This window comes from Arthrobacter sp. 10T416, from assembly GCF_056394165.1.
The window spans coordinates 87,630-99,557 of record NZ_JBFTHI010000013.1; the positions used below are offsets into that span (position 1 = coordinate 87,630).

General features: G+C 67.8%; 11 protein-coding genes. All 11 read left to right on the forward strand.

The features are described 5' to 3' along the window. Positions 1 to 130 precede the first annotated feature (130 nt). The 11 genes from AC1DBE_RS13690 (at position 131) to AC1DBE_RS13740 (ending at position 11,923) form a co-directional block, all read left to right on the forward strand. Positions 131 to 1,135: a Bug family tripartite tricarboxylate transporter substrate binding protein gene (locus tag AC1DBE_RS13690; RefSeq protein WP_476903787.1), complete on the forward strand. Its 1,005-nt coding sequence runs from the start codon at positions 131 to 133 to the stop codon at positions 1,133 to 1,135. Positions 1,136 to 1,137: 2 nt separating this feature from the next. After that, positions 1,138 to 1,659, forward strand: a complete 522-nt coding sequence (locus AC1DBE_RS13695) for a tripartite tricarboxylate transporter TctB family protein (protein WP_476880063.1) — start codon at positions 1,138 to 1,140, stop codon at positions 1,657 to 1,659. Continuing rightward, the gene (locus AC1DBE_RS13700; protein WP_476880064.1) at positions 1,652 to 3,184 is read left to right on the forward strand and encodes a tripartite tricarboxylate transporter permease; all 1,533 of its coding nucleotides are present in this window, start codon (positions 1,652 to 1,654) and stop codon (positions 3,182 to 3,184) included. Before AC1DBE_RS13695 ends, AC1DBE_RS13700 begins: the two co-directional genes overlap by 8 nt. 117 nt (positions 3,185 to 3,301) lie before the next feature. Beyond that, positions 3,302 to 4,486: a 1-deoxy-D-xylulose-5-phosphate reductoisomerase gene (gene dxr / locus AC1DBE_RS13705; RefSeq protein ID WP_476970873.1), complete on the forward strand. Its 1,185-nt coding sequence runs from the start codon at positions 3,302 to 3,304 to the stop codon at positions 4,484 to 4,486. 39 nt (positions 4,487 to 4,525) lie between these two features. Then, positions 4,526 to 5,857 (forward strand): M50 family metallopeptidase, encoded by a 1,332-nt coding sequence (locus AC1DBE_RS13710; RefSeq protein WP_476970874.1) that lies wholly within the window; start codon positions 4,526 to 4,528, stop codon positions 5,855 to 5,857. A 132-nt stretch (positions 5,858 to 5,989) separates the two neighbouring features. Further along, positions 5,990 to 6,736: a MarR family transcriptional regulator gene (locus AC1DBE_RS13715; protein WP_476970875.1), complete on the forward strand. Its 747-nt coding sequence runs from the start codon at positions 5,990 to 5,992 to the stop codon at positions 6,734 to 6,736. Further along, the gene (locus AC1DBE_RS13720) at positions 6,733 to 7,293 is read left to right on the forward strand and encodes a hypothetical protein (protein ID WP_476970876.1); all 561 of its coding nucleotides are present in this window, start codon (positions 6,733 to 6,735) and stop codon (positions 7,291 to 7,293) included. The genes AC1DBE_RS13715 and AC1DBE_RS13720 overlap by 4 nt, the downstream gene beginning before the upstream one ends. Before the next feature lie 50 nt (positions 7,294 to 7,343). Next, complete coding sequence (locus AC1DBE_RS13725) at positions 7,344 to 7,637, forward strand: YciI family protein (protein ID WP_476880397.1); 294 nt, start codon at positions 7,344 to 7,346, stop codon at positions 7,635 to 7,637. A 62-nt stretch (positions 7,638 to 7,699) separates the two neighbouring features. Beyond that, the gene (gene ispG / locus AC1DBE_RS13730) at positions 7,700 to 8,866 is read left to right on the forward strand and encodes a flavodoxin-dependent (E)-4-hydroxy-3-methylbut-2-enyl-diphosphate synthase (RefSeq protein WP_476970877.1); all 1,167 of its coding nucleotides are present in this window, start codon (positions 7,700 to 7,702) and stop codon (positions 8,864 to 8,866) included. Continuing rightward, entirely contained in the window at positions 8,829 to 9,740 is a 912-nt protein-coding gene (locus tag AC1DBE_RS13735) for a GNAT family N-acetyltransferase (RefSeq protein WP_476970886.1), read from the forward strand. Before ispG ends, AC1DBE_RS13735 begins: the two co-directional genes overlap by 38 nt. 377 nt (positions 9,741 to 10,117) lie before the next feature. Beyond that, positions 10,118 to 11,923, forward strand: coding sequence for a proline--tRNA ligase (locus tag AC1DBE_RS13740; protein WP_476879513.1), 1,806 nt, complete (start codon positions 10,118 to 10,120; stop codon positions 11,921 to 11,923). The last annotated feature ends 5 nt before the right edge of the window (positions 11,924 to 11,928 follow it).

Genomic DNA, 11,928 nt, shown 5'->3' on the forward strand with positions numbered 1-11,928 from the left:
CGCCGTCCGGCCGTGACCAATATGACCACTACTACCTCTACGTCCGAATACTGTTCCCCGGCGGGACCCGCCCCTACGGTCGGGGAAGTGATTCCAATGATGTGCATCACATTTCGTACAAGGAGAGATAATGACGTCCCACCTCAACTTCACCCGCCGGGCCGCCCTCACGGCCGGTGCCGCAGGCCTCGTGCTCGCGATGTCCGCCTGCGCCGGAGGAGGCGCCGCTGCCGGGTCAGGCTCTGACTCCGTCAAGAAGCTCAGCATCATCGTCCCCGCCAACCCGGGCGGCGGCTGGGACCAGACCGGCCGCGCCATCCAGGCGGACCTGCAGTCCAACAAGCTCGTCTCCTCCGCCCAGGTCACCAACATCGGCGGCGGCGGCGGAACCAACGGCCTGGCCAAGCTCGCCACCGAAAAGGACGCCAACACCCTGATGGTGATGGGCTACGTGATGGTCGGCGCTGTGGAGACCAACGGGGCGAAGACCCGGCTCGAGGACACCACCCCGATCGCCCGCCTGACCGAGGAACCGCTGGTGCTCGTGGTGCCGGCCTCCTCGAAGTACCAGACCGTGCAGGACCTCGTGGCGGACATCAAGGCCAACGGCAAGGGTGTCGCCATCACCGGCGGCTCGGCCGGCGGCGCAGACCACATCCTGGCCGGCCAGATCCTGAAGTCCCAGGGCGTCGAGCCGGAGAAGCTGAACTACATCGGCTACTCGGGCGGCGGCGAATCCATCGCGGCGCTGCTGGGCAACAAGGTGCAGGCCGGCATCTCCGGCATCGGGGAATACGCGGAGCAGGTCAAGGCCGGCAAGGTCCGCGCGCTCGCCGTCTCCGGCAAAGCCGAAGTTCCGGCGCTGCCCGGCATCAAGCCCCTCAAGGAGCAGGGCATCGACGTCGTCCTGACCAACTGGCGCGGCGTAGTGGCGCCCGGTTCGATCGACGACGCCCAGCGCACCAAGCTCACCGAGCTGGTCACCAAGCTGCACGAGTCCGAGGCCTGGAAGTCCACCCTGAAGAAGAACAACTGGGACGACGCCTTCCTCGCCGGTGACGGCTTCAAGACCTTCCTCACCGACGACATCAGCAAGGTCAAGACCACCCTGACGCAGATTGGCCTGGTCAAGTAACAATGTCTTCGCAAGTTCTCACGCCCGCCAAACGGCCCACGGGGGAGATCCTTTTCGCCCTGGTGTTCGTAAGCGTGGGCGCGGCAGGACTCCTGACGGCGGGATCCATCCCGATCCCGCCGTCGGAGACCGGCATCGGCCCGCGTGCCTTCCCGTACATCGTGTGCAGCGTCCTGGTGCTGGTGGGCCTCGGCATCGTCATCCAGGTCCTGCGCGGCAAAGTCGGCCAGGCCGAGGAGGGTGAGGACCTCGATGTCACGGCCAAAACGGACTGGATCGCGCTGGCCAAGCTCGTCGCCTTCGTTGTGCTGCACATCTTCCTGATCGAACCGGCAGGCTGGCCAATCGCCGCAGCCGTGCTGTTCAGCGGATCCGCCTGGACCCTCGAGGCCAAGCCGCTGTGGAAGGCCATCCTGGTCTCGGTGATCATGGCCCTGGTGCTGCAGTACGTCTTTGGCGGCCTGCTGGGCGTCTCGCTCCCGCCGGGTCCGCTGCTTGAGGGGGTGCCGTTCTTCCATGGATAGCTTTATGCTCCTGCTCGAAGGCTTCACGACCGCGCTTCAGCCGGTCTACCTGCTGTACGCCCTGGGGGGCGTGTTCGTCGGTACCGCCGTCGGTGTGCTGCCGGGCATCGGGCCGGCCATGACGGTGGCCCTGCTGATGCCGATCACCTATGCGCTGGACCCGGCGGCGGCCCTGATCGTGTTCGCCGGTATCTACTACGGCGGCATGTACGGCGGCTCCACCACCTCCATCCTGCTCAACACCCCGGGCGAGTCCTCCTCGATTGTCACCGCCCTCGAGGGCAACAAAATGGCCAAGGCCGGCCGGGGAGCAGCAGCGCTGGCGACGGCGGCGATCGGCTCGTTCATCGCCGGCACCATCGCCACCGTGCTGCTGTCCTTCCTGGCCCCGGTGGTGGCGGATCTCGCCGTCGGGCTCGGCCCGGTCGATTACGTCGCACTGATGGTGGTGGCGTTCCTGACCGTTGGCGCCCTGCTGGGCGCCTCCGTACTGCGCGGGCTGGCGTCACTGGCCCTGGGGCTGTTCATCGGCCTGATCGGAATCGACGACAGCACCGCCCAGCAACGGTTCACGTTCGACAACCCCAACCTGGTGGACGGCATCGACATGGTGCTGGTGGCCGTGGGCCTCTTCGCCCTGGGTGAGGCGCTGTACGTGGCCTCCAAGCTCCGGCACGGGCCCGTGGAAGTCATCCCCGTCAGCAAGGGCAAGAACGCCTGGCTGTCCAGGGAGGACTGGAAGCGGTCCTGGAAGCCCTGGCTGCGCGGGACGTTCATCGGCTTCCCGATCGGCACCGTGCCGGCCGGCGGTGCCGACGTCTCCACCTTCCTGTCCTACGCCGCCGAACGCCGGCTCGCCAAGGGCGCCCACAAAGCGCAGTTCGGCAAGGGCGCCATCGAGGGTGTCGCCGGTCCGGAGGCGGCCAACAACGCCGCCGCCGCCGGCGTCCTGGTCCCGCTGCTGACCCTGGGCATCCCGACGACGGCCACCGCCGCCATGATGCTCACCGCATTTCAGCGCTACCAGATCCAGCCCGGGCCGCTCCTGTTTGAAAACCAGGGCGCACTGGTCTGGACCCTGATCGCCTCGCTGTACGTGGGCAACCTGATGCTGCTGGTCCTCAACCTGCCCCTGGTGGGCCTCTGGGTGAAGATCCTGCAGATCCCGCGGCCGTTCCTGTACGCCGGCATCCTGGTGTTCGCGGCGCTGGGCGCCTTCTCGGTGAACTTCTCGCCGAGCGACGTCGGTGTCCTCCTGGTGGTGGGCATCCTGGGCTACTTCATGCGCCGCTACGGTTACCCCGTGGCGCCCATGGTGGTGGCGATGATCCTGGGCCCGATGTTCGAAGTGCAGCTGCGGCGCTCCCTGCAGCTCTCCCAGAACGACCCCTCGGCCCTGTTCTCCACGCCGTTCGCCGTGGTGGTCTACGCGACCATGGCCCTGATCTTCCTGGGCTCCTGGTGGCTTCGCCGCCGGCAGGCAGCCCTGGAAGCGGTCACGGAGAAGGAGTCCGTGTCCGTCTGACCGATCCAGTTGGCAGTTCGCGGCAGTGTTGGGCAAACACTGCCGCGGACTGCCAACCCGCGTCCGGACGGCGTGCCCGGGGAATCCGGTGCCGCCGCCGTGCGGGATACTTAAGAAATGCAGCCGCGCACAATCGTCCTCCTTGGTTCCACCGGTTCCATCGGCACCCAGGCCATCGACGTCGTCGACGGCGCCCCGCACCTTTTCGAGATCGTGGCGCTCAGCGCCGGCGGCGGCAACCCTGAACTTCTGGCGCGCCAGGCCGTACACACCCGGGCCCGCGCCGTCGGCGTCGCCACCGGCGACGCCACAGCCCTCCAGCAACTGATCGACGACGCCGCCCGTGCGGCCGGCGTCGCAGGCTACCGGCCGGAGATCATCACCGGCCAGGACGCGTCCACCCGGATCGCGGAAATCCCGGCTGACGTGGTGCTCAACGGCATCACCGGGTCCATTGGGCTCGCCCCCACCCTGGCCGCCCTGAAGTCCGGCGCCACGCTGGCCCTGGCGAACAAGGAATCCCTGATCGTGGGCGGTGCCCTGGTCAAGGCGGCCGCCCGCGACGGCCAGATCGTCCCCGTTGATTCCGAGCACTCGGCGATCGCCCAGTGCCTCCGGTCCGGAACGGCGGCCGAGGTGGACCGGCTGGTCCTCACCGCCTCGGGCGGCCCCTTCCGCGGAATGACCCGGGAGCAACTGCAGGACGTCAGCCCGCGGGACGCCCTCGCGCACCCCACCTGGGACATGGGCCTGATGGTCACCACCAACTCAGCGAGCCTGGTCAACAAGGGCCTGGAAGTCATCGAGGCCCACCTGCTCTTCGACATCCCGCTGGACCGCATCGACGTTGTGGTGCACCCGCAGTCCGTGGTGCACTCGATGGTCCAGTTCGTGGACGGTTCCACCATCGCCCAGGCCTCACCCCCTGATATGCGCCTGCCCATCGCCCTGGGCCTCGGCTGGCCGGACCGGGTGGCCGGCGCCGCCAGCCCGTGCGACTGGAGCAAAGCCACCAGCTGGACCTTCGAACCCCTCGACACCGTCGCCTTCCCGGCCGTGGACCTCGCCAAGGATGCGGCCCGGCAGGGCAGTACCTTCCCGGCGGTATTCAACGCCGCCAACGAGGAGGCCGTGATGGCGTTCCACGCGGGCCGGATCCGCTTCACCGATATTGTCGATACCATCGAAGCCGTCCTCAGCGAGCATTCAGGATCCTCCGGGTTAACGGTCGAATCCGTACTGGATGCTGAAAAGTGGGCACGCGCGCGGACGCTTGAGCGTTTGGCCGTGGGAAGTGCCTAAGAAGCAGCCGACCGATGCCCAGGAAGTAGCAAGCCAAGCATGAGCCCCGTTGTCCTCTTTATCCTCGGCGTAGTTTTCGTCGTGATCGGCATCGCCGTGTCCATCGCCCTGCATGAAGTGGGGCACCTGGTGCCGGCCAAGCTCTTCAAAGTGCGCGTCACGAAGTACATGATCGGTTTCGGCCCCACCCTCTGGTCCAAGCGCCGCGGCGAAACCGAATACGGCATCAAGGCCATCCCGCTGGGCGGCTTTGTGTCCATGATCGGCATGTACCCGCCAAACAAGACCGACGGCAGCGTCCGGCCCTCCGGCACCGGGATGTTCCAGTCGCTGGCCACCGACGCCCGCTCCCTGGCGCACGAGGAAATCGGCCCCGACGACGCCGGCCGGGTCTTCTACCGCCTCCCGGTCTGGAAGAAAATCATCATCATGCTCGGCGGCCCGGCGATGAACCTGCTGATCGGCGTCGTGCTCACCGCCGTGCTGCTGATGGGTTTCGGCGTTTCGGAATCGACCACCACAATCGCCGACGTCTCCAAGTGCCAAGTGAAGGCCGGCCAGACGGTCGACCCCAACTCCGGGGACTGCAAACTGACTCCGGCCGCCGCGGCGGGGCTGAAGCCGAACGACCGCATCACCTCGTTCGATGGCAAGGCCGTCACCAGCTGGGACGAGCTCACCGGCTGGATCCGCGCGTCGGCGGGCAAGCAGGTGAGCCTCATCGTGGAGCGCGACGGCGCCCCGGTCACCACCACCGTCACCCCGGTGCTTTCCGCCCGGCCCGTGGTCGGCACCGACGGCCGGCAGGCCAAGGACGCCGACGGCAAGCTGCGCTACCAGGACGTTGGCTTCCTCGGCATCGGCGCCCAGACTGCGCTTGTCCCGCAGCCGGCGTCGACCGTGCTGCCGATGGCGGGCGAGAACATCCAGCAGATCGCCGGCGTTGTGTTGAACCTGCCCGCTCGCGTGGCCGGGGTTGCGCAGGCGGCCTTCAGCGAGGAGCCCCGAGACCCCAACGGCCCGATCAGCGTGGTCGGGGTGGGCCGCGTCGCCGGCGAGGTCGCCGCCATGGAGCAGGTCCCGCTGCAGAGCCGCTTCGCCGCCCTGGTGGGGCTGCTCGCCGGGCTCAACTTCGCGCTGGCCGTGTTCAACTTGGTGCCGCTGCTGCCGCTGGACGGCGGCCATGTGGCCGGGGCGCTATACGAGGGAGCCCGACGCCGGATTGCCAGGCTGTTTGGCCGGCCCGATCCGGGCGCGTTCGATATCGCCAAGCTGCTGCCGGTGACCTACGTGGTGGCCGTGCTGCTGATGGGCATGTCGGCGCTGCTGGTCTACGCGGACATCGTCAAGCCGGTCAACCTGTTCGGCTGATCCCGCGGCACGGGCCCCGGGATCATAACAGCCGGTTCAGACTGACTTTTCTTTCTCAGCTTATTTCGGCTGATTATGAATAATCAGTTATAAACGGTTGATCTTTGGATATCAGCTGTCTATGGTTGGCGTATGTACGTCATGACCATCGACCAGCGCGGCAGCAGCTCCGACGTCGACCGCGTCCCCGCCCTGCTCGCTGAACTCGCGGACCTCCAGCCGGGTGCCCACTTTGAGCGCTCCGTCGGGGACGAACTCCAGGGCGTCCTGACGAACCCCGGCACCGTGGTGGACATCGCCCTTCATGCCCTTCGCAGCGGCCGCTGGTACGTCGGGATCGGCGTCGGCAACGTCGACCGGCCGCTGCCACCCAGCCCCCGGGAAGGAGCCGGACCGGCCTTTGTGGCGGCCCGCCTCGCCGTGGAACGGGCCAAAGCGGCCTCGTCCCATGTGCCACTGGCCGTCGCCGCCGGGGGACCACGGCGGGGGACTGCCGCGGCTCCCGGGCCGGCCGGCACGGACCGCGGGACGGACACTGGGCCCGGCGCCAGGGAATGCGCGAACGCCGAGGCGGTGCTGCGGCTGATCGGGCGGGTGGTCCTGGACCGGACGGCGGCACAGTGGAAGGTGGTGGACGTCCTGCGCGGCATCCAGGACGGCCGTGGAGGGACCCACGGGAGTGTCCACGGCACCCAAAAAGCCGCCGCCGGCCAACTCGGAATCACCGAACAGTCGGTGAGCCGTGCCCTGCTTCGCTCCGGCTGGCAGGAAGAATGGGCCGCACGGCCCGCCGCGGAGATGCTCCTGGCGCTGGCCGACGGCCTGACCGCCGGGACGGACAACCCCGCCCGGCCAACCCTGAGCGAAGGAGACCGGTGAACGCCCTATGGATTGCGGTGGCCCTGCTGGCCGCCGGGTTTGCCGGCTGGCCCGTCACGGCGCTGGTGTTCCGGCTCGCCCGGACCATCGATGACCGCTCGGACAGCCGCAGCGATGCGGACGGCACGACAGCCGCTGAACGATCCGCCACGGACGGGGCGGTCGACGGCGAGATCACCCGGCCGGCGCCGGCGGCAGTTACGCCCTCCCGGACGCCCTCCGCGCCGGCAGGCTCCGCGCCGGGCACGGCCGAACCCACCCCTCCGGGCGATGCGCCGGACGTGACATCGGGTKAGACTCCTGCCAACGGCGCAGGGACGCGCATCCTGCGCGGCGGGGCCATTATCGGTGTCCTCGAGCGGTTGGCGGTCTGCCTTGCCATCCTCACCGGCCAGCCTGTCGCGATCGCCTACGTGGTGGCAATCAAGGGCCTCGGCCGTTTCGCGGAGCTGAAGGAAACCCCCGTGGCCGCGGAGCGGTTCATCATCGGCACCCTGACCTCCCTGCTGTGGGCCGCCGGTGTCGCGGCGCTGGTCAAGGTGCTCTTCCTGGGGTGATGCGGGGGGAGCGGATGGGAACCCGGCGGGCAGGGCGATAGGGTATTCACATGACTGTTTTTGCTGTTGAGTACGTTTTTGATGCCGAGTCCGCCGAAATCCGCGACGCCACCCGGCCCGCGCACCGCGAATGGACCGCAGCACTCGCGCAGGAGGGAACCCTTCTCGCCAGCGGACCTTATACGGATGGCGCCGGCGCCCTGCTGCTTTTCAAGGCCGACGATGAGCAGGCCCTCAACGAACTCCTCAAGCAGGACCCTTACGCCGGTACCGGTGCCGTCTCCGGCACCCGCACGATGGCTTGGGCTCCCGTGACCGGCCTCCTGGCCGGCCACGCCGCCTAGCCTCTTCCCGCCCACCCGCCATCGATATTTCGACTTAGAATTCGATTCACAGAGGAGTCCACGTGACCTCGGTCAGCCTGGGAATGCCGTCGGCACCGCCCCCCGTTCTTGCCCCGCGCCGGAAGACCCGCCAGATCAAAGTGGGCTCGGTGGGCGTCGGATCCGATTCGCCGATCAGCGTGCAGTCGATGACCACGACTCCGACCACGGACATCAACGCCACCCTGCAGCAGATCGCCGAACTGACAGCCTCCGGCTGCGACATCGTCCGGGTGGCCTGCCCGTCCGCCGATGACGCCGAGGCCCTGCCGATCATCGCCCGGAAATCGCAGATCCCCGTGATCGCGGACATCCACTTCCAGCCCAAATACGTCTTCGCCGCGATTGAGGCCGGTTGCGCCGCGGTCCGCGTGAACCCCGGCAACATCCGCAAGTTCGATGACCAGGTCAAGGAAATCGCGCGGGCGGCCAAGGACCACGGCACCTCCATCCGGATCGGCGTCAACGCCGGGTCGCTGGAGCCGGGCATCCTGAAAAAGTACGGCAAGGCCACCCCGGAGGCCCTGGTGGAATCCGCCGTCTGGGAAGCCTCCCTGTTTGAGGAACACGGCTTCCACGACTTCAAGATCTCCGTCAAGCACAACGACCCCGTCATTATGGTGGCCGCCTACGAGATGCTCGCCGAAAAAGGCGACTGGCCGCTGCACCTCGGTGTGACCGAGGCCGGCCCCGCCTTCCAGGGCACCATCAAATCGGCCACCGCCTTTGGCGCCCTGCTCTCCCGTGGCATCGGTGACACCATCCGGGTGTCCCTCTCCGCCCCGCCGGTGGAGGAAATCAAGGTGGGCAACCAGATTCTGCAGTCCCTGAACCTGCGCCCGCGCAAGCTCGAGATTGTGTCCTGCCCCTCCTGCGGCCGCGCCCAAGTGGATGTGTACACGCTCGCCGAGCAGGTCACTGCCGGCCTGGAGGGTATGGAAGTTCCGCTCCGCGTCGCCGTGATGGGTTGTGTGGTCAACGGCCCCGGCGAGGCCCGGGAAGCTGACCTCGGTGTGGCGTCCGGCAACGGCAAGGGCCAGATCTTTGTCAAGGGCGAGGTCATCAAGACCGTGCCCGAGGACCAGATTGTTGAAACACTGATCGAAGAGGCCATGCGTCTCGCTGAAGAGATGGGGGAGTCCGATGGCGAAGATGCTGACCAGGGTGGCCCCGTGGTTAGCGTCTCGTAAGGACGGCGCCGCTACCGGCGCCATCGAGGGCCTTCCCGAGGGCATCGGCGTGCGCGTCCTGCAGGGCGCGGACACCGGCGCCCTGCAGGAGCTTGCCGGCCAGGATGCGATCGCCAACGTCTTCATCCTGTCCCATCTCGAGTCCGCCGGGACGGCGTCGCCCACCGCCGGCGGCGCCAGTATCTTCGGTGTGTTCGACGGCGATGCCCTGGTGGGTGCGTGCTGGGCCGGGGCCAACCTGGTACCGGTGCAGCTGGACCCTGATCTGGCCGTTGTGGTCGCTGCGGCGGCGCACCGGACCGGGCGGCGCTACGCCTCCATCTTTGGCCCGGCCGAGGCCGTCCTGGCGCTTTACGCGGCACTGGAGCAGCTGGGCCACACGGCGCAGGAACTCCGTCCCGAGCAGCCCCTGATGACCATCGCCGGGCCGCCCCTGCTGGAACCGAATCCCGCGCTGGGGTTCGGCCGGCTCGCCGACTTTGACCAGATCCTTCCTGCGTGCGCGGCCATGTTCGAGGAAGAAGTGGGGTATTCGCCTTATCTTGGCGGCCGCGACTACTACAGCCGGCGGGTCCGGGGCCTGATCCGGGCCGGCCACTCGCTGGCGCATCTGGGCCCGGACGGCGAGGTGGTGTTCAAGGCCGAGCTCGGGGCGGTAACAGCGGAGGTGACGCAGGTCCAGGGTGTCTGGATGAATCCGGCGTTCCGCGGGCTGGGCCTCAGCGCTGGCTACATGGCCGCCGTCGTGGTCCTCGCGCAGACGCTGGCGCCGGTCACCAGCCTGTACGTAAACGACTTCAATGCCCGTGCGCGGGCCAGCTATACCCGGGTCGGATTCCGGCAGGTGGGGACTTTCGCGACCGTCCTGTTCTAGACACCTTCTTGACACCCGCTTTTGACAAAAATGTGGGTGGAGACTCTTGTTTTAGCGACGTGGATCACATAGGTTCTAGCTAGCCGCGCTGAGCAGGCGCGAGCGGTCTCAGGAATGAACCAACCACTGGCTGCAGGGACCGCCCGAAAGGGCAGGATCAGGTACACCGGCAGCCGTGGACAGAGCGGCTCTGGGGTCGCAGGGGCCACGCCATCACAGGATGACCAGCCGGAAACGGCCAGGGGCTTCCGTGTCATGGCGTGGCTCTTCCCATTCCCGGCGGGATTTCCGGCGGTGGCTTGGCGGTAGATTAGTGTCTGGACATTTTCCTAACTACCGGTCCGCCCCCGCACTTCCTCAGAAACGGATACCTTTCAGTGGTCCTTCGACTTTCCAAGCTATTCCTGCGCACCCTGCGTGAAGATCCCGCCGACGCCGAGGTAGCCAGCCACCGGCTCCTGGTCCGTGCCGGCTACATCCGCCGGGCCGCTCCGGGCATCTACACGTGGCTGCCGTTGGGGCTCAGCGTGCTGCGCCGGGTCGAGGAGATCATCCGCGAGGAAATGACCGCGATCGGAGCGCAGGAAGTCCACTTCCCGGCGCTGCTGCCCAAGGAACCCTACGAGGCGACCAACCGCTGGACCGAATACGGCGAAGGCATCTTCCGGCTCCAGGACCGCAAGGGCAACGACTACCTGCTGGCGCCGACGCACGAGGAAATGTTCACCCTCCTGGTCAAGGACCTGTACTCCTCGTACAAGGACCTGCCGCTGAGCATCTACCAGATCCAGAACAAGTACCGCGACGAGGCCCGTCCGCGGGCGGGCCTGCTGCGCGGCCGCGAGTTCATCATGAAGGACTCCTACTCTTTCGACGTCGACGACGCCGGCCTGGACGCCAGCTACGCCGCGCACCGCTCCGCCTACCTGAAGATCTTCGAGCGCCTCGGCCTGGAGGTCGTCCCGGTTGCCGCCACGGCTGGTGCCATGGGCGGGTCCAAGAGTGAAGAATTCCTGCACCCCACCGAGATCGGCGAGGACACCTTTGTGCGCTCCGCCGGCGGCTACGCAGCCAACGTCGAGGCCGTCACCACCGTTGTGCCCGCCGAGATCGACTTCAGCAACGCCCCGGCGGCCGAGGTCCGGGACACCCCGGACACCCCGACCATCGAAACCCTGGTCGACGCCGCCAACACCCTGGTTCCCCGGAACGACGGCGGCGAGTGGACCGCCGCCGACACCCTCAAGAACGTCGTTCTCGCCGTGACGCTGCCCACCGGCGAACGGCAGCTGGTGGTCATCGGCGTCCCCGGCGACCGCGGCGTCGACCTCAAGCGCGTCGAAGCCAACATTGGGGCCTTCCTGCCGATCGCCGGCGAAATCACGCTGGAGGCCGCCAACGAGGAAGACCTCAAGAAGCAACCGCTCCTGGTCAAGGGCTACATCGGCCCCGGCCTGGCCCTGGACGCGCCGCTGCTGGGCGCCGAGGGCGCCGCCAAGCTGCTCTACCTCGTGGACCCACGGGTTGTCCGCGGCTCCGCCTGGGTGACCGGCGCCAACGAGGCCGGCAAGCACGTCTTCGGCCTGGTCGCCGGCCGCGACTTCGGCTGGGACGGCGTCATCGAGGCCACTGAGGTGCGCGCCGGCGATGCGGCACCGGACGGCTCCGGCCCCCTGGAGACCGCGCGCGGCATCGAGATGGGCCACATCTTCCAGCTCGGCCGCAAGTATGCCGCTGCCCTGGACCTCAAGGTCCTGGACCAGAACGGCAAGCAGGTGGTGGTTACCATGGGCTCCTACGGCGTCGGCGTCACCCGTGCTGTGGCCGCGCTGGCCGAGTCCAACCACGATGACAAGGGCCTGGTCTGGCCGCGCGCCGTCGCGCCGGCCGACGTCCACGTTGTCGCCGTGGGCCGCGGCGAGGAAATCTTCGCGGCAGCGGAGCAGCTGGCACTCGACCTCGAGGCCGCCGGACTCGAGGTTATCTACGACGACCGTCCCAAGGTCTCCCCGGGCGTGAAGTTCGGCGACGCCGATCTCGTGGGCGTTCCGACGATCCTCGCCGTCGGGCGCGGACTGGTGGACGGTGTGGTGGAGATCAAGGACCGCCGCAGCGGCGAAGCCGAGAACGTGGCCGTGGACAAGGCTGTCGACTTCGTCGTCAACGCCGTCCGCGGCAACTGACCCTC